Annotated in this window: 16 protein-coding genes; 8 read left to right on the top strand and 8 right to left on the bottom strand. The window is 60.1% G+C overall.

The genetic code is table 11. From position 1 onward, the window contains the following. Nucleotides 1-13 precede the first annotated feature (13 nt). Entirely contained in the window at nt 14-697 is a 684-nt protein-coding gene (locus tag O3301_RS02075; protein ID WP_077404035.1) for a VWA domain-containing protein, read from the bottom strand. A 227-nt stretch (nt 698-924) separates the two neighbouring features. Between O3301_RS02075 and O3301_RS02070 the strand changes: the two genes are divergently transcribed. Beyond that, nucleotides 925-1,407, top strand: a complete 483-nt coding sequence (locus O3301_RS02070) for a hypothetical protein (RefSeq protein ID WP_305055364.1) — start codon at nt 925-927, stop codon at nt 1,405-1,407. A gap of 5 nt (nt 1,408-1,412) precedes the next feature. Here O3301_RS02070 and O3301_RS02065 read toward each other — a convergent pair whose 3' ends face one another. The 3 genes from O3301_RS02065 to O3301_RS02055 all read right to left on the bottom strand — a co-directional run bounded on the left by O3301_RS02065 (nt 1,413) and on the right by O3301_RS02055 (nt 3,025). After that, the gene (locus O3301_RS02065) at nt 1,413-1,910 is read right to left on the bottom strand and encodes a DUF3304 domain-containing protein (protein WP_305055363.1); all 498 of its coding nucleotides are present in this window, start codon (nt 1,908-1,910) and stop codon (nt 1,413-1,415) included. 68 nt (nt 1,911-1,978) lie between these two features. Further along, nucleotides 1,979-2,482: a DUF3304 domain-containing protein gene (locus tag O3301_RS02060; RefSeq protein WP_305055362.1), complete on the bottom strand. Its 504-nt coding sequence runs from the start codon at nt 2,480-2,482 to the stop codon at nt 1,979-1,981. A 69-nt stretch (nt 2,483-2,551) separates the two neighbouring features. Next, nucleotides 2,552-3,025 carry a hypothetical protein gene (locus O3301_RS02055; RefSeq protein ID WP_305055361.1) on the bottom strand — a complete coding sequence of 158 codons (474 nt, stop codon included), beginning with the start codon at nt 3,023-3,025 and terminating at the stop codon, nt 2,552-2,554. A 291-nt stretch (nt 3,026-3,316) separates the two neighbouring features. On the opposite strand from O3301_RS02055, the gene O3301_RS02050 reads away from it, so the two are divergent. From O3301_RS02050 to O3301_RS02035, 4 genes are all read left to right on the top strand, one after another. Then, on the top strand, nt 3,317-4,051 hold the full coding sequence (locus O3301_RS02050; protein WP_305055360.1) for a helix-turn-helix transcriptional regulator: 735 nt from the start codon (nt 3,317-3,319) through the stop codon (nt 4,049-4,051). Between the two features lie 187 nt (nt 4,052-4,238). Then, entirely contained in the window at nt 4,239-4,688 is a 450-nt protein-coding gene (locus O3301_RS02045) for a hypothetical protein (protein WP_289909766.1), read from the top strand. 33 nt (nt 4,689-4,721) lie between these two features. After that, a complete protein-coding gene (locus O3301_RS02040) occupies nt 4,722-5,114 on the top strand; it encodes a hypothetical protein (RefSeq protein ID WP_289909765.1) in 393 nt (130 codons plus the stop codon). A gap of 63 nt (nt 5,115-5,177) precedes the next feature. Further along, nucleotides 5,178-5,705, top strand: coding sequence for a hypothetical protein (locus O3301_RS02035; protein ID WP_289909764.1), 528 nt, complete (start codon nt 5,178-5,180; stop codon nt 5,703-5,705). Nucleotides 5,706-5,742: 37 nt separating this feature from the next. Here the strand turns inward: O3301_RS02035 and O3301_RS02030 are convergent, their stop codons facing one another. Then, the gene (locus O3301_RS02030; protein WP_305055359.1) at nt 5,743-6,198 is read right to left on the bottom strand and encodes a tellurite resistance TerB family protein; all 456 of its coding nucleotides are present in this window, start codon (nt 6,196-6,198) and stop codon (nt 5,743-5,745) included. A gap of 269 nt (nt 6,199-6,467) precedes the next feature. Here O3301_RS02030 and O3301_RS02025 point away from each other — a divergent pair, with 269 nt between their 5' ends. Continuing rightward, nucleotides 6,468-7,274, top strand: coding sequence for a lipid II flippase Amj family protein (locus O3301_RS02025; RefSeq protein WP_305055358.1), 807 nt, complete (start codon nt 6,468-6,470; stop codon nt 7,272-7,274). 48 nt (nt 7,275-7,322) lie between these two features. After that, nucleotides 7,323-8,351, top strand: a complete 1,029-nt coding sequence (locus tag O3301_RS02020; protein ID WP_289905120.1) for a hypothetical protein — start codon at nt 7,323-7,325, stop codon at nt 8,349-8,351. A 153-nt stretch (nt 8,352-8,504) separates the two neighbouring features. On the opposite strand, the gene purL is transcribed toward O3301_RS02020, so the two are convergent. The 3 genes from purL to O3301_RS02005 form a co-directional block, all read right to left on the bottom strand. After that, nucleotides 8,505-12,563, bottom strand: a complete 4,059-nt coding sequence (purL, locus tag O3301_RS02015) for a phosphoribosylformylglycinamidine synthase (RefSeq protein ID WP_305055357.1) — start codon at nt 12,561-12,563, stop codon at nt 8,505-8,507. 193 nt (nt 12,564-12,756) lie between these two features. Further along, on the bottom strand, nt 12,757-13,821 hold the full coding sequence (locus O3301_RS02010; RefSeq protein WP_289909757.1) for a GGDEF domain-containing protein: 1,065 nt from the start codon (nt 13,819-13,821) through the stop codon (nt 12,757-12,759). 158 nt (nt 13,822-13,979) lie between these two features. After that, nucleotides 13,980-15,032, bottom strand: a complete 1,053-nt coding sequence (locus O3301_RS02005; protein ID WP_305055356.1) for a diguanylate cyclase — start codon at nt 15,030-15,032, stop codon at nt 13,980-13,982. Between the two features lie 234 nt (nt 15,033-15,266). Between O3301_RS02005 and O3301_RS02000 the strand changes: the two genes are divergently transcribed. Next, complete coding sequence (locus tag O3301_RS02000; protein ID WP_305055355.1) at nt 15,267-16,892, top strand: tetratricopeptide repeat-containing response regulator; 1,626 nt, start codon at nt 15,267-15,269, stop codon at nt 16,890-16,892. Nucleotides 16,893-17,076 lie beyond the last annotated feature (184 nt).

The raw sequence follows: 17,076 nt of genomic DNA, 5'->3' as shown, positions 1-17,076 counted from the left end.
GATCAACGGGCTTTCACGTATTCACGACCGACCAGCCGTCCGTCGAGGCCAGTTGCGCCTGCGCACCTGGACGCGATTGCGACACCACTTGCATGCTGGCGCTCAGCCACAGGAACAGTTCGCGGAACTGCAAGCCTTTCAACTGCTTCACGCCCCGTTCACCGCGGCTGGAGAATTCGCCCAGGGAATCGATATTTGCATGGTCGCCCACGGCGATGGGGAAGATCGCCACTTTATTCGCCTGCTCGGCCGCGCGCGCCTGTTCGGCGCCATGCTGCCAGCGGTCCGTCGGTTCGCCGTCCGACATCAAAAACAGCCACGGCCGCGTGTACGCCACGCCCGCCTGGCGGAAACGCTGCTTTTCCTGCTCGATTTCCGCCAGCGCCAGTTCCACGGCCGCGCCAGTCGGCGTGGTGCCGTTCGCTTCAAGACGAGGCGCCGTGAAATCCATGGCGTCGCACCAGTTGCTGGCGACGACCGCCTCATCGTGCGCGCCATACTGAATCACCAGGATGCGCACGCGCTTGGCGGCGATCACGTCGGATTTGAGTTCCTGTTCCAGCAAGGCCAGGCCTTCGTTCAGCAGCGAGACGGGTTCGCCATCCATGCTGCCGGAGCAGTCCAGCACAAGCACCAGCGGCGTGCGTTGTTCGGTATTGTCGACCAGGGCGACGTCGGGGATCATTATGGAAGTCATGTAATTTTGATAGAGTTGCGAAATAGCCTAGCCCCGAAGCTTACCCTATGGATATGTTTTCCATGCGTCCGATTGCTTGGGATTGCGCCATGCGCTATCAAAGTGCCAACTTTCAGGGATTTTTTCACCCCTTCCCCATCGCGCGCCCGGCAAGCTTGCTCTGAAAGCAACAACCTCGTACACTGCGCCATTCAGGTCGCCCGGCAACGGCCACATAAGCAAACTTGATGATGACACCGATCGCCAGCCTGGAAGCGCTGGAAGAATTCCTGGGAGAAAAACTGGACCCATACGATGCTGGGCCGCCAATCGCGCATCCGGGGCTGCGGCTGTCGCAGGTGTGCAGGCAGGTGGCGCTGGACATCCGCAACGGCAACGCCTCTGCCGTGCGCGTCGCCGTCCTGATACTGACAAAAGACCCTGGCATGCCCTTTGGCAAGCTCATCAAGAGCGGCTTCGCCAGGGCGTTAAGGCAACGTGCCGACCTGCTGTCCGAGAGGCAGCGGCGTGGCTTGACAGCAAAAACCGTTGCGTTGCTGGAACTTGAATTCTGTCCGCGCGAAACAGAAGATTATTGCAAATTAATTAAAAAATTTGATCCAGGCGAGTTGCTCGCGAGGATAGAGGATGCCCGCGTCACGGACGCGAAATCGCGCATGTTGCGGCAAAGCCTGATAGCCGACCGTGCGCGACGTACAGCCGCAAGTTAGCAGCACTATTCCCAGATGATTTCCAAGGGCACGCCCGGCTCCAGCTCCGCCTCCTTGCCGGAAAGCGGATATTTTCGATGCCCCAGCGAGTATTTGGTCACGAAGACCTTGTAGCTGCCATCGTGAAGAAAATGCACGACGAACCGGCCCGCATCGCCAGCCGCATACTTCGGCACCGGTACGGTTTGTTCCACGCGGATATCCTTGCCGTTTTTTACCGTATACATGACAACGGCCGCCTGCATCCCCGGCTTCCATGCCGCCGGTATCGAAAGGCAGCAAGTGTCTCCTCCGCCACCCTCGCCAGGAGCAAGATAACCGGCCTCCGCCGACGAACCATCGGCCAGTGTCACCATATAACTGCCGACGCCATGCTCGCCATGGTTGTAGGCCGTCAGGCTCACGGCGATTTGTCGTTCACTCCTCGCACAGCCGGCATTCAAAAGCGACAAGACCATGCACACGAAGCAGGCGGCATATTTACTTTGCGAGAAAAATATCATTTAGCCCTCAATCCAGCCAGTTATGACAGAGAATTTCATGTGCATGCAACCTCTGCCACGCAGCGTCTTCACTCCCAGATAATTTCAATGGGAACGCCCCGCTCCAATTGCGCCTCTTTCCCGGAAAGCGGGTATTTACGATGGCCGAGCAGGTATCGGGTGACAAACACCTTGTATTTGCCGTTGCGCAGAAAATGTACGACGAACCGGCCAGCATCGGCGGGAGCATACTTCGGCACCGGCACGGTTTGTTCCACGCGGATATCCTTGCCATTCTTGATGGTATGCATGACGATATTTGCCGTCATTCCCGCTTGCCACACGCGGGGAATGGACAGGCAGCACGTCAATCCGCCGCCGCCCTGGCCCGCGTCCAGATAGCCCGCCCCCGCAGTGGCGCCGTTCTGCAAGGTCACCTCATAGCTTCCCACCCCGTGATCGGTATGGTTGTAGCCGCTCAAATTCACCGTCAACTCCCGACTTTCCTTGCCCTGCGCGGCATGCGGCAAGGCCGTGAACAGCCACAGGAAGCCGATCAGCACCGTTTTCATCGAAAAAAGATTCTTGACCATGGGATACCCTCGGCAATCGCGTATGAATGACACGTCAATTCTGCATTGTTGTCACGCCTCGACGGTTGCCTATTTTGCCGCCTGCGCATCCCACAACGGCGTTCCGGCCTCCCAAACGGTACTCGGCAAGGCGTGCAGAGCGTCGTAAAAGGCGTCCAGCGAAGCGGGCGGATTTTTCATCAGGGCCACGAACTGCGGCTGTTCCATCGCCTTGCCCGACGTGTAGAGCGCCAGCAGGACATATTGCGTCTGCCGGTCGAGGTCATCGATTCCCGCATCGAGCGCGCGCTGCTGGTATTTGGCAACGAAGGCATTGAGCACGCGCGGCGGCGTGTCATTCGTTTCATCCGTGATCACGCGCCGCAGATGGCTGACCAGGTTGGCGGTATCGGCAGGCTTGACCTTGACCTGCCGCGCACCGCTGGAGGTGGGCGGCGCCGCCTTGTCGGCAGCCTGCGCCATGGGGTTGCCACCAATAAACGCCAGCGCCGCGCACAGGGCCAGCGCCGGGAACGTCTTCGGGTAAGGCTTGCTTGGTTGCATAAGAACTTTCGCCAAGTGAATTGCATGCGACTCCCGCCCCACGCCTGGTATTTATATTTTTGATAATTTTTTATTGTATCGGGGAATTTTTTATCCAGGAGCACGATTGCATCGCCAGCGCCGCATTGCGGTGGCGCCGCGCATGTACTATCTTGATAGTTGCCCAGGACAGAAGGCAGCGACCCGCCCCTCCTCACAAAGGTGGGGCGGATCGCTGCGCAACACCGCCCTTACCCAGTTCCGCACCTGCACGCCTGCGGCACACTGATGTAATCAGGATTGGGGGCAAGCATGCACACAGGGACAGTCACCGCGGATGTGGGCAAACTGATCGGCGCCATGTACGACTCGGCCTGCGGCACGGGCGACTGGCCGCAGCTCGACAACGCCGGACTGAACGGCCAGCAATGGCAGGAACTCCTGCCGCATCTGCAACGCGCGCTGTGCCTGCAGCAACGTCTGCGCGAGGCGCAACTGGCCAGCCACTGCGCGCTGGCGGCGCTCGACGCCATGGGCGCGGCCGTGCTGGTGCTCGATGGCAACCTCGCCTTGCGCTTCGCCACCCCCGCCGGACATGCCCTGCATGCGGCGCAACTGGAACACGCGGCCCCGCCCGCGCTGGTGCGCGCCGTGCGCCTGGTGATCGCCAGCGCCGGTGGCGCTACGCAATGCCAGTCGCTGCGCCTGCCGCGCAAGCAGCAAGCGCCGCTGGCCCTGACCGTCACCCCGCTTGCCGATTGCCAGCCCACCTGCGCCCTGCTGATCGCGCGCGACCCCACGAAAACGTGCACGTCTGTCCCTGCCTTGCGCCAACTGTTTGATTTGACGCAAGCCGAGGCGCAAGTGGGCAAGGCGCTGGCGCAGGGAGCCACCATCGAAGAAATCGCCGAACAGGGCGGCATCAGCGTCAACACCGTCAAGACACATCTGCATCACACCTATTTAAAGACGGATACGCGGCGCCAGGGCGAGCTGATCGCCCTGATCCACGGCGCCACGGCGCACCTGGCCTTACTCGATGCATGAGGCCGTGTCATCCGATCGGATGATGCGCGCTGCATATTGCCTGACTACACTGGCAAGACCGGCAGCCCGCGCCTTGCCAGTGTGACAGCAGCGCTTGCGGACCAGCCGGTTCGGTTTCCCTGTCACCCACATCAACATCGCCGCGCCGGCAGCGGAACGGCACCACAGTTCAAGGATGGGTAAAGAAATGAAAACATGGATCTTGGCCGGCACCCTGGGCGTCTGCGCCCTGCTGGCAAATGCACAAACGCTCCCCGACAACCAGACCGTCGTCGTTCCCGGCGGACGCCTGCAAACGATCGAATTGCCGGCACACAGACATTTCATGAGTGCGGAAAGGTTTGCCCCGTTCCGCGGCGGCTATGAGTTGTCGAACGGACAAGTGCTCTACCTGCGCAATGCGGGCAACATCGGCGCCATCATGTACGCGCGCATCAATGACCAGGAAGAACACCGCATCGTCGCCACCGGCAGCGACAGCTTCGTGGCGCTCGACCAGCAGCTGGCCATGCGCATCGACTTGCGCGACGACGGCAGCGTGGGCGGTGAAGTGCTGATGCGGGTACCGGCCGAAAAACTGGCCAGCGGCGAGATTGTGCCCGCCCATGTACAAAGCATGAGCCTGGCATCGCGTTAGGGCGGCAAGCCGCATGCCGCATGGGTGACAGCCATGAGCAAACAGTATTCTGTGCAACAGCAAAACGCGCTGACCCAGGCCGCCATCAAGCAGACGGCGGCTTGGTGGCGCGCCCGTCCCCTGCCCGACGCCTTGCGCCAATGCGCCGCCAGCCATGGCGTGGCGCTGGGCACGGCCCTCATGCTCGACCTGAAACTAGCCTGCCCCGGCATGCCCGCCGTGTACGGCAAGCTGCTGAGCGCCGATGGCCACTTCATTCATTTCGAGATGGACCTTGACGACGACTTGCGCCCCCTGCCCGGCAGCGTGGCGTGGGACGACATCAGCGCCGGCTACGACCTGGCCGCGCACAAACGGGGCACGGGCGTCGGCTATGGCGTGCTGTGCAAGAAGGTGTTGCAGGAATTGAATCGCGGCGCGCGCTAGCGGAACCGCCGCCGGCGCATGCTATGATCGGCGCCCCGTTCATGAGACAAATGGCAACGCTACATGCAGCATCCATCCGGCAACAACCCGATCCCGGCGCTGCTGCGCCGCGTCCTGCGCCTGCTGGCCTGGCCCTTGCTGGCCCTGGTCAGCGCCGCCTGCACCAGCACCACGCGCCATCCTGCCAGCGAGCCCACGCAAGTCATCCTGCGCTTTACCTTTGACGATGGCAAGCCGATGCGGCATGAAGATCACATGGTCATGGCGCGCCAGGAAACGTATACCAAGTACTGCAGCAAGATAGGCAGCACCAGTGTCTGCGATGTCGGCATCGATATACTGTATGCAAGCGCCGACGCGCCGCTCGATGCAACTGGCGAAGTGCGCGTCACCCTGCGTTCGACCGGCCCCATCGGCGACCTGCCGACCGAACGCTGCATCAATGGCAAGTCCTACCTCTTTAATTCCGGCGACTGGATACGCGGTCCGTTCCACCATGGGCAGGTGATCGAGATCCGCTACAAGATAAGTCCATTGAAGATGGCATGCCCGAGGTCGGAGAGCGCGCCGCCGTGGTGGGACAAGGATTAAGCTAGCCAGTCCCAGCCGGGGCCGGCTGGCTTGGCGCTTACTGCAGCTCGAACTCCGCCGGAGCCAAGCCCAGCTCGCGCGCGATCTTGCCGGCCACGCGCTGCTCGTTGGCATCGAAATTGCCGTCCGACGAAGCGACGGCGATAATCATGCGCACCAGCAGGCGCGACGCCTCCACATTCGACTTCATCTTGCCCAGCGCCTGATACGCCTTGGCTTCACCGATATCCTTGTCGAACTCCAGCTGGCCGACATATTCCTGGAAAGCCTTGATCACATCCGTGGTGGTAAACACGGACAGCGCGTCATTGCTTTCAATAAACTTCACCATCTTCTGCTTCTCTTCCGCACTGACCCTGCCGTCGGCCATGGCGATCAAGGCCGAGCCTGCCATCGCGGCGTTCAGGAAATCCTTGTTCTTGTACTTCAGGGCTTCGGTCTTCAGTTCGCTGGCTTTGGTCTTCAGTTTGGACAGAAAGGAATCGAAACTCATGGTGTACCTCCGGGGTGGTTGATGCATATCGAGCGGCAAGACATGCCGCCACCAGGGATAGTTGAGGGTGCAAGCTTGAAATACAAGCAAGGGACGAGCAACAAGCACGCAACTGCGCGCGCCGCGTTTGCCGATCGCCATGCCTTGCCCTGAAAAACAACTGCAATCCAACACCAATTGAGCCACACGCAACGTTAAATAATTTACAGTTGAAAAATAAGTAACTTCATGGCAGCATGGAATTACATTTTCTTCACTGCAAGGTTGTGATGGACAAGCAATTGCTGTTGATTTGCGCACTGACGTTCATCATCCACATCATCGGCACCCTCGCCTACTCCGTGCGCATCGCCGGCATCCGCACGCGGCGCATCGCCGTGTCCCTGGCCCTGTTCAGCATCCTGATGCTGCTGTCGCGCACTTCGAACTCCTTCCTGGGACCATTCCTCGCCAAGCGCGTGGAAACAGGCATAGACCAGCACGTGGCCGCCAGCACGCTATTGCTAGACTTCCGCTGGCTGCTGTTCTCCGCCAGTCTGGCGACCTTACTGGGCGCGATACTGATCCCCACCTTCCAGCGCGCCTTTTGCCGCGCCGTCGAACATTTCCAGGTACACAGGTCGGTACCGAAACTGCTGCTGCACGCCGTCTTCAAGGGCGGCTTGTCCTACCTCAAGACCTCCGCCAGCCTGCCCAAGCCCGCCAACGTCACCGGCCTGCGCGAAAAATCCGGCGTCTCCATCTCCATGACCGCCATGAACGTCATCGCCACGGCCCTGTGGACGGTGGGCGTCTTCGCGGCACTGTACGCAGGCGTGCTGGACCCCGGCGTGCGCGTCACCTCCAGCACCCTGTCATCGATCATCAACGGCGGCGCCACCATCATGATGGCCGTCTTCATCGACCCGCACATGTCGGGCATGACGGATGACGTCATCGAGGGCAAGATCGAAGAATCGCAATTCCGACGGGCGGTGGTGTGGCTGGTGGGGAGCCGGCTGGCGGGGACGCTGATTGCGCAGTTTTTATTGGTGCCGTCGGCGGTAGTGATTGTGGGGGTGACTAATAAGTTGTAAACGCAATTTTCAGAAATGAAATTTTATTAAAGAAATTTAAAGGCAAACATGAAGGTTTTTCTTAGCTGGTCAGGCATAACAAGCCATAAGACTGCCATAATTTTTAGAGATTGGTTACCATCAGTCATTCAGTCCATTGTCCCTTATGTTTCTTCTGAGGATATTGACAAGGGTGCGAGGTGGAGCACGGACATTGCTCAAGAATTAGAGGATTCCAGTTTTGGGATATTATGCGTAACAAAAGAAAATGTTCATGCTCCATGGCTAACATTTGAAGCAGGGGCGCTATCAAAAACAATGGAAAAGGCCTCTGTTAGCCCTTTCTTATTCGACATAAAACGGTCAGAAGTTAGCGGCCCAATTCTGCAATTCCAGTCGACAATTTTCGAAAAAGAAGATATCAGGAAGTTAATATCATCATTAAATAGAGCGTGTGCTACTGAAAATTTAAGCGAAGAACGGCTAGAAAAAGCATTCTCAGTATGGTACCCAACACTTGAAGAACAACTTAATTCGCTACACAAAATTAATATTGAATCGTCATTCAATGAAGAAAAAGAAGAAATCATTGATACGACAGGGAAAATACTAGAAGAAATATTGGATTTAACAAGAAGCAATCAAAAACTCTTAAGAAATCCCGATGGAGAATTCACTAAAGAAGTCGAGTCCATAAGAATTGCTGTAGAAAAAGTGGCAAAGCGAATGGATTTTGATGGAGAACCACGGAGAATGAGGAAAAATCGCAGATTTCATCCGATGTTCTTTGAGGAATTATTAAACAACAGCCATACGTTCCTGGACAAATTCACTGGATTTCAGATTGCAATAAGTTTATTAAAAGAAGATTTCCCCTGGCTTTACGATTCTGGAATGGAAACCTTAAAAAGTCTTCGTAGTTTAACTCTATCAAGAGAGAAAAAAGAAAGAACAATAGAAAAATTCTCTCAGTTAGTAAGTTTTACCCTTGAAAATCCAATGATGAGAGATATCTATTCCCCAGACAAGGATATATGGATGATGGGCCGAGAACTTCCATATTTTTTACGCGCATTAATTGAAAGAGATAATTTCTGAACGTGCAATACAATAAAATTATGTTGCTCAATAAAAATATTTAAATCATTGAATGATGGAAAATAAAAAACCGCTGTCTCCCGACAGCGGCTTTCTCCTTCTTACCCCAGCAGCAGCACCTTGAACTCCAGCGCTGCCCTGCAAGCGAACTAATTACCCCACAAACTTCCGCGCATTCCTGAACATGCGCATCCACGGCGAATCCTCGCCCCATGCTTCAGGGTGGTAGGACTGCTGCACGCTGCGGAACACGCGCTCCGCGTGCGGCATCAGCACGGTGAAGCGGCCGTCTGGCGTGGTGACGGAGGTGATGCCTTCCGGCGAGCCGTTCGGGTTGTACGGATACGCTTCGGTGGCGGCGCCCTTGTTGTCGACAAAGCGCATGGCTTTGGTGACCTGGGTGATGTCGCCCGTTTGCGAGAAGTCGGCGTAGCCTTCGCCGTGGGCGATGGCGATGCCGGCTTGGGTGCCGGCCATGCCGTTGAAGAAGATCGATGGGGAGTCCATCACTTCGACCATGGCAAAGCGGCCTTCGAATTTCTCCGACTTGTTGCGCGTGAACTTGGGCCAGGCGTGGGCGCCGGGGATGATGGATTTCAGGTTGCTCATCATCTGGCAGCCGTTGCAGATACCGAGGCCGAAGCTGTCCGTGCGGTTGAAGAAGCGCGCGAACTGTTCCGCCAGGCTGGCGTTGAACAGAATCGTCTTCGCCCAGCCTTCGCCCGCGCCCAGCACATCGCCGTACGAGAAGCCGCCCACGGCGATGACGCCCTGGAAGTCGTCCAGTTTCACGCGGCCCGCAATCAGGTCGCTCATGTGCACGTCGACAGCCGTGAAGCCCGCCTGGTGCATCACGTACGCCGTCTCGATGTGCGAGTTGACGCCCTGCTCGCGCAGGATGGCGACACGCGGACGCACGCCGGTGGCGATGAATGGCGCGGCGATGTTGTCGTTCTGGTCGAAGGTGACGATAGGCGACATGCCCGGATCTTGCACGTCCAGCAGGCGGTCGTACTCGGCGTCCGCGCAGGCCGGATTGTCGCGCAGGCGGGCGATGCGCCAGCTCGTTTCGCTCCACAGGCGGTGCAGGTCCGCGCGCGGCTGGGTGTAGATCAGCTTGGCGTCGCGTGTGAATTCGATCACGTCGCGGTCGTTCAATTTGCCGATGATATGGCTGCAGGCGCCCAGGTTGAAGGTGCGCAGCACGTCCATGACGAGCGATTTTTCTTCCGCGCGCACCTGGATCACGGCGCCCAGCTCTTCGCTGAACAGGGCGCGCAGGGTCAGTTCGTTGCGGCGTTCCGCCACCTGGCCCGTCCAGTTCTTGGCGTCGCCCCAGTCGCTCGAGTGCTCGCCTTCCATGGTCAGCATGTCCAGGTTGACGGACATGCCCGTATGGCCGGCGAAGGCCATTTCCGTCAGGGTGGCGTACAGGCCGCCGTCCGAACGGTCATGGTAGGCCAGCAGCTTGTCGTCGCTGTTGAGCTTTTGAATGGCGGCGAAGAAGCCTTTCAAGTCTTCCGCGCTGTCCACGTCCGGCGTTTCATTGCCCAGCTGGCCCATGACTTGCGCCAGCGCCGAGGCGCCCAGGCGGTTCTTGCCGCGGCCCAGGTCGATCAAGATCAAGGACGTGTCGCCCTTGTCCGTTTTCAGCTGCGGCGTGAGCGACTTGCGCACGTCCGTCACCGGCGCGAACGAGGAAACGATCAGGGACACCGGCGACGTGACGGATTTCGCCGCGCCCGTGCTCTCGTCTTTCCACGTCGTGCGCATCGACAGCGAATCCTTGCCGACGGGGATGCTGATGCCCAGCGCCGGGCACAGGTCCATGCCGACGGCTTTTACCGTGTCGTACAGGGCCGCGTCCTGGCCAGGCTGGCCGCAGGCGGCCATCCAGTTGGCGGACAATTTGATGTCGGAAATGTCGCCGATCGCCGCGGCGGCGATGTTGGTGACGGCTTCGCCCACGGCCATGCGGCCCGAGGCGGCGGCATCGATGACGGCCAGCGGCGTGCGTTCGCCCATGGCCATCGCTTCGCCCAGATAACCCTCGAAGCTCATGGTGGTGACGGCGCAATCGGCCACCGGCACTTGCCATGGTCCCACCATCTGGTCGCGCACGGTCATGCCGCCCACGCTGCGGTCGCCGATGGTGATCAGGAAGGATTTGTCGGCCACGGTCGGCAGCAGCAGCACTTTTTGCGCTACATCAACCAGGTCCATGCCCGTCAAGTCGATGGCAGGGAAATCGTTGGCCACGTGGACCACGTCGCGCTGCATCTTTGGCGGCTTGCCCAGCAAGACGTCCATCGGCATGTCGACCGGCTCGTTACCGAGTTCCGGGTCGATCAGCTTCAATTGACGCTCTTCGGTGGCCACGCCCACGGCGGCGAACAGGCAGCGTTCACGTTCGCACATGGCTTTGAACAGCGGCAGGCTTTCCGGCGCGATGGCGAGAACGTAGCGTTCCTGCGACTCATTGCTCCAGATTTCCTTCGGCGCCATGCCCGATTCTTCCAGCGGCACCTTGCGCAGGTCGAAAATCGCGCCGCGCTTGGCGTCGTTGGTGATTTCCGGGAAGGCGTTCGACAAGCCGCCCGCACCCACGTCGTGGATGGAGATGATCGGATTGTCCGCGCCCATTTGCCAGCAGGCGTTGATGACTTCCTGGGCGCGGCGTTCCATTTCCGGATTGCCGCGCTGGACGGAGTCGAAGTCCAGGTCGGCCGTGTTGCTGCCGGTGGTCATCGACGAAGCTGCGCTGCCGCCCATGCCGATGCGCATGCCCGGGCCACCCAGCTGCACCAGCAGGCTGCCGACGGGGATGTCGTTCTTGTGCGTGTGCTGCGCCGAGATATTGCCGATGCCGCCAGCGATCATGATCGGCTTGTGGTAGCCGAAGACGGCGTCCGGTGCGCCAGCTTCTTGCGCGCCGACGTTCTGCTCATACGTGCGGAAGTAGCCTCCCAGGACTGGACGGCCGAATTCGTTCGAGAACGCGGCGCCGCCCAATGGGCCTTCGATCATGATTTGCAGGGGCGAAGCGATGCGTTCCGGTTTGCCGTATTGATCTGCATGATCTGCATCAATACGCGCGGCCAATGGCACCGTCACGGAAGCGGCCGTTTCCCAGCTGCGCACGGCGTCCGGCAGCGACAAGTTCGATACGGTGAAACCCGTCAAACCGGCTTTCGGCTTGGCGCCTCGGCCCGTCGCGCCCTCGTCGCGGATCTCGCCGCCCGCGCCCGTGGAGGCGCCGGGGAATGGAGAAATCGCCGTCGGGTGGTTATGCGTTTCCACCTTCATCAGGGTGTGCGTCAGTTCCGTCGACGCCGCGTATTCGTGCTTGTCGCCGCGCGGGTAGAAGCGCGACACGGTCGCGCCTTCCATGATGGACGAGTTGTCGCTGTAGGCGACGACGGTGCCTTTCGGCTGCAGTTCATGCGTGTTCTTGATCATGCCGAACAGGGACTTGGGCTGCGCCACGCCGTCGATGGTCCAGTCGGCGTTGAAGATCTTGTGGCGGCAATGCTCGCTGTTCGCCTGCGCGAACATCATCAGTTCCACGTCCGTCGGGTTGCGGCCGGCCTTGGTGAAGGCGGCGTCCAGGTAGTCGATTTCGTCTTCCGACATCGCCAGGCCCAGTTCCGTGTTCGCCGTTTCCAAAGCAAGCTTGCCCTGCCCCAGCAAGTCGATCGATTCCAATGGACGTGCTTCCAGGGTGCGGAACAGGTCCTTGGCGTCGTCCGCGCTGCGCAGCACGGATTCCGTCATGCGGTCGTGCAGCAGGTCGGCCACAGCTTGCACTTGCTCGTCCGTCAATTTGCCGGCGCCAATGGCGCTGCCCAGGATGCCCGATTTCAGGTTGATGCGGAAAGCGATGCCGCGTTCGACGCGCTTGATGTGCGCCATGCCGCAGTTGTGCGCGATGTCCGTGGCTTTCGAAGCCCACGGCGAAATCGTGCCGAAACGGGGGATGACGAAGAATTCTTCGGCAGCGCCTTCCGTATTGTCAGCGTGGGCCGGCTCGCCGTACGTCAGCAAGGCGCCAAGGCGCGTGCTGTCGTCGTTGGTGAGAGGCGCGCTGGCATCGATGAAATGGACATAGCGTGCTTGCACGGCAACAATCGCAGGCGAAACGGCTTGCAGTTGGCTTAACAGACGGTGGCTACGGAAATGGGACAGGGCATTGGAACCCGGCAGTATCAACATGATTGGAAGGTGGTTGATGCAGCGTGGCTGCGGGTTAAAGGTAGGTATGACAATATCTTTCGTACGGCAAATTTCCTTTGCGCGCATTATACCCGTTTTACCCCTGCCTTATGACCGGAACTTGGGCCTTTGCCACCCTTTTGCCCCGCACAGCGGCCATTTATGACGCGACAACAACACCGTCAGCCGACGATCAGGCGATCACGTAGCGGTTCTTGCCCTGCCGCTTGGCCAGGTACAGCGCCTCGTCGGCCAGCCGGTAGCTGTGGCCCAGCTCCTTGCCCCGGTCCAGCTCGGCCACGCCCACGCTGATCGACACAAACTGTGCCGCATGGAAAGCCTGACTGACGGCCTCGACCAGGGCGCCGGCAAAGGCGCGCGCCGCGTCGCGGTCGCCCGCGTAGACGATGCCGAACTCCTCGCCGCCCAGGCGCCCGCACAGATGGCCTTGCGCCTTGTCGGCGATGATGGCGGCCGTGCGCACCAGCACCTCGTCGCCCGCATCGTGGCCCTGCTGGTCGTTGATGATCTTGAAATCGTCGATATCGATCATCAGGAAGTACAGCATGCCGCCGTGCGGCGCGCCATGCATCTGCTGGGCGCGCTGCGTGAACATGCGGCGGTTATTGAGGCCCGTCAAGCCGTCCTGGAAGGCCAGCCGCGTCAATTCCACCTTGGAGTGATAGTTGCGCAAACGCAATAAGCTGAAGCTGACATTCAGCGCCAGCCCGAACAGCACGCTGACGGCGATCATCAATGGCGCCCAGGATTCGTCGGGCAAGCCCGCGTTCACCGGATACAGGCCGTGGCCCACGTTCCACCACACGCCGGCCACGACGGCCAGGTAGCTGAGGCCGCCATTGAAGATGGAAGCGATGGCCAGGGTCATGAAGACGCCCACGGGCAAGACCCAGAAACTGGCGTGGTGGACGGCGTCGGCCATGGTGCGCAAGCCGAAGGTCAGGGTCAGCACGGCGCAGGCGCCCGTAATCGTCAGCACGGGCAAGGTGGTGCAGCGGTAGCGCACGATCAGGCTCGTCAACATGCCCAGCAGCGCCAGCACGGCGTGCGAGAAGTTCGGATGATAGGGATCGGGCATCAGCAGCCAGGTCAGGCTGTAGGCGATGATGCCTAGCAGTTGCGTCACCATGCCGACCCGGTGCAATTCCGCGAAATACGTGTGCTGCTGCTCGCTGTTGCCGCCAAAAGCGAGGGGGACGGCAATGCGCCGCAGGGTACTCATGGAAGGAAGGCGCATCACGAAGGCTGGATTTTCTCTGGTAAAGGTAAAACGCCAGCGGTCACGTCACGGTGAAACTCTGCGTCTGCGCCACATCGCGCCTGCTTGCGGCTGATATATTAATACAAACAGAATACCCGCTCCCTGGCGCCTCCGCAAGACTCATGTGCATGCCGTCAGGCAATGACATAGCGGTTCTTGCCCTGGTGCTTGGCCTGGTACAGCGAGGCATCGGCCAGCCGGTAGCTGTGCGCCAGCTCCGTGTCGCAGGCCAGCTCGGCAATGCCCACGCTGATCGACACGGCCTGCCCCGGATTGAAGGCCAGGTAGACGGCATCGACGAGGCTGGCGGCGAACTGGCAGACGGCGCGCCGGTCGCCCGCGTAGACGATGCCGAACTCCTCGCCGCCCAGGCGTCCGCACAGGTGGCCGCCGCAGGCATCGGCGATGATGCCCGCCGTCTTGACCAGCACCACGTCACCCGCGTCATGGCCCAGGGTATCGTTGATTTTCTTGAAATTGTCGATATCGATCATCAGGAAGTACATCGGTTGCGGCCGCTGCTGCAATTGCTGCGTCAATTCCGTAAAGCGGCGGCGGTTGTTCAAGCCCGTCAAGCCATCCTGGTAGGCCAGGCGGGTCAGCGCCTCCCTGGCGCGGAAGTCGCGCAAGCGCAACAGATTGAAGCTGATGCTGAGGACCAGGCCGAACAGCATGCTGTAGACGATCAGCAAGTTCGCCCAGGCTGCATGCGCCATGGCGGCATCGATCGGGAAATGCCCGTAGCCCAGTATCAGCCAGACTGCCGCGGCAACGATGAGATACACGACACAGCCATTGAAGATGGGCGCCGCCAGCAGCACCATGAACACGCCCACGGGCTGCATCCAGAATTCCGCCTGCCCCGCCGCCTCCGCCAGCAGGCGGAAGCAAAAGGCAATGGCGCACATGCCCACGGCACCCCCCAGTTTCAGCACCCAGATGGCGCGCGCGGCCACATTGATGCCGATCGCCAGCACGATGCCGGCCAGCGCATACAGCAGCGCCCCCCTGTCGAGCGTATTTACATGCGGAATAAAAGCCCACACGAATAAGATACTGGCCAGGCCAAAGGACTCGCTGACGACGGCCATGCGGCGCAATTCGGGAAAATACTTCTCGGCATGCGCCCGTCCTCCGCCGAAAAGCAGGTGGTGCAGGGTTTGCCTGCGAGTGTCGGTCAAGTACATGGCGGCTTTCCAGGCGTGGTGTCAGGCATGAGCGAACGCAAAAGGTTGCTTTTAGGATACCCCGCGCCTGCCCTGCCCGCAAGCGCGCGCGCCTGCCGTGTCGCGCCGCGGGCACTCGCCTGCATTTTGTTAGCGATTTGCACTGGCTTTGCAGTATGCTGACAAATAGTAATATTATTAGACCGTCGTACCATCGAGCCGCAGAGCCATACACAGATGAACGAGAGCTGAACAATGCCAGAAACTAGCGACTTATCTGTCCTGATCGTCGACCCGAACCCCAGCATGCGGGGCAATCTGCACAATATGCTGAACCAGGCGGCCATCACCAAGGTGGAATATGCCGTCAATTCCGGCACGGCCATCCGCTTGCTGACGAAGAAACCGTTCGACATCATCCTGTGCGAATACGATCTTGGTAGTGGCACGGATGGCCAGGATGGCCAGCAATTGCTGGAAGACTTGCGCCACCACAAGCTGATCGGCCTGTGGACGATCTTCATCATGCTGACTTCCGAAGCCATCCACAGCAAGGTGATCAGCGCGGCCGAACTGACCCCGTCCGACTACATATTAAAACCGTTCACCGTCGACGTGCTGAGCGGACGCATCGCGCGCGCCATCGAGCGGCGCGCCATGTTCCTGCCCACCTACCAGCTGATCGACAAGGGCGACTTGCGCGAAGCCGTGAAAAGCTGCCGCGCGGCCGAGCTGCAGCATCCGCGCCTGGCGGCCGATTTCACCCGCCTGCGCGCCGAGCTGCACCTCACCCTGAGCGAATGGAAGGAAGCGGAGCAGCTGTACGCCGACATGCTGGCCACGCGCCCCATGGCCTGGGCCCACCTGGGACTGGCGCGCACCCTGTTCGAGCAGCAGCGCCACGAAGAGGCGCAGGATGCGCTGCTGGAACTGGTGGAAATCTATCCCCGCTTCATGGCCGCCTACGACTTGCTGGCGAAAAACCACGAAGCCATGGGCCAGCAGCTGCAGGCGAAGAAAATCCTCGAAGACGCGGTGGCCATCTCGCCGCACATGGTGCGCCGCCTGCGCCACCTGGGCGGCATCGCGTATGACACGGGAGACATCGGCGCGGCCGAACGGGCGTATAAGCAGGTGGTGACGAAAGCGAAGTACTCCGAATTCCGCGATCCGGAAGACCACGTCAACCTGGTAAAGACGCTGGTAAAGAAAGGCGACGCGCCGCAGGCGAGCGGCGTGCTGCGCGACATGGAACGCTCGCTGCGCGGCGGCGCCAACGTGGAAGCGTGCCGCGCCATCTCGGCCGCCATGCTGCATGAATTGTCGGGCAACGACATCGCCGCCGCCAGCGAACTGCAGCTGGCCGCCGCCGCGCTGGACACGGCGCGGGGCCTGTCGACGCAGCTGAAGGTGGGCCTGGTGCAAAGCTGCCTGAAGAACAACCTGGAACAGGCGGCGTCCGACGTCATGATGAAGCTCGTCAACGAAGCGGACAGCGAAGTGACGATGGAAGCGGCCGTGGACGTGTTTGAAAAGGCGGGCCGGCATGATCTGGCGCAAGGCATGGGCCAGCAGATCACGAACCAGGTGCAGGAACTGATGCAGGATGCGGCCAGCAAGTCGGAAAGCGGAGAGCTCAAGGGCGCCGTCTTCGTGCTGCGCCAGGCCCTGCGCAAGACGCCGGGCAACCTGCCCGTGCTGTTCGCCTCCGTCGACGCCATCTTGCGCCAGCTCAATATGCTGGGCTGGGAAGCCCCGCTGGCCGAACAGGCGCAGCACCAGATGCAGGTGATCCGCAAGATCGACCCCAAGCATCCGAAGCTGGAGTCGCTCAAGCAGCAGTATGCGGCCACGCAGCACAAATATGGTATTGCGACCTGAGTTGAGGGACGCACTGCAAACCTGCTGCGCAGCCCACTCTCGGGTCGGCGTTGCTCGCCGTACTAAAGTACGGCTGCGCTACTCAACCCGAGAGTGGGCTTGCTCGCTACGGTTTTCAGAGGCGTCGTGACGTGCGTTGGCGTCAAAAACGCGCAAGTCGGATTAGCGAGCCGCGCGCTTCTTC

Source organism: Janthinobacterium sp. SUN211 (genome assembly GCF_030587315.1).
In the GTDB taxonomy this organism is placed as follows: Bacteria; Pseudomonadota; Gammaproteobacteria; order Burkholderiales; family Burkholderiaceae_D; genus Janthinobacterium; species Janthinobacterium kumbetense.
The sequence above is the reverse complement of the archived record's forward strand: the minus strand, read 5'-3'. Positions and strand labels throughout refer to the sequence as shown.

Coding starts and splice junctions, on each gene's coding strand:
- O3301_RS02065 (WP_305055363.1), bottom strand. CDS start 1,910: ATGATATTTTTCTCGCAAAGTAAATATGCCGCCTGCTTCGTGTGCATG.
- O3301_RS02030 (WP_305055359.1), bottom strand. CDS start 6,198: ATGAGTTTCGATTCCTTTCTGTCCAAACTGAAGACCAAAGCCAGCGAA.
- O3301_RS02010 (WP_289909757.1), bottom strand. CDS start 13,821: ATGCGCCTTCCTTCCATGAGTACCCTGCGGCGCATTGCCGTCCCCCTC.
- O3301_RS02025 (WP_305055358.1), top strand. CDS start 6,468: ATGGACAAGCAATTGCTGTTGATTTGCGCACTGACGTTCATCATCCAC.
- O3301_RS02020 (WP_289905120.1), top strand. CDS start 7,323: ATGAAGGTTTTTCTTAGCTGGTCAGGCATAACAAGCCATAAGACTGCC.
- O3301_RS02040 (WP_289909765.1), top strand. CDS start 4,722: ATGAGCAAACAGTATTCTGTGCAACAGCAAAACGCGCTGACCCAGGCC.
- O3301_RS02060 (WP_305055362.1), bottom strand. CDS start 2,482: ATGGTCAAGAATCTTTTTTCGATGAAAACGGTGCTGATCGGCTTCCTG.
- O3301_RS02000 (WP_305055355.1), top strand. CDS start 15,267: ATGCCAGAAACTAGCGACTTATCTGTCCTGATCGTCGACCCGAACCCC.
- O3301_RS02070 (WP_305055364.1), top strand. CDS start 925: ATGATGACACCGATCGCCAGCCTGGAAGCGCTGGAAGAATTCCTGGGA.
- O3301_RS02005 (WP_305055356.1), bottom strand. CDS start 15,032: ATGTACTTGACCGACACTCGCAGGCAAACCCTGCACCACCTGCTTTTC.
- purL (WP_305055357.1), bottom strand. CDS start 12,563: ATGTTGATACTGCCGGGTTCCAATGCCCTGTCCCATTTCCGTAGCCAC.
- O3301_RS02055 (WP_305055361.1), bottom strand. CDS start 3,025: ATGCAACCAAGCAAGCCTTACCCGAAGACGTTCCCGGCGCTGGCCCTG.
- O3301_RS02050 (WP_305055360.1), top strand. CDS start 3,317: ATGCACACAGGGACAGTCACCGCGGATGTGGGCAAACTGATCGGCGCC.
- O3301_RS02045 (WP_289909766.1), top strand. CDS start 4,239: ATGAAAACATGGATCTTGGCCGGCACCCTGGGCGTCTGCGCCCTGCTG.
- O3301_RS02035 (WP_289909764.1), top strand. CDS start 5,178: ATGCAGCATCCATCCGGCAACAACCCGATCCCGGCGCTGCTGCGCCGC.
- O3301_RS02075 (WP_077404035.1), bottom strand. CDS start 697: ATGACTTCCATAATGATCCCCGACGTCGCCCTGGTCGACAATACCGAA.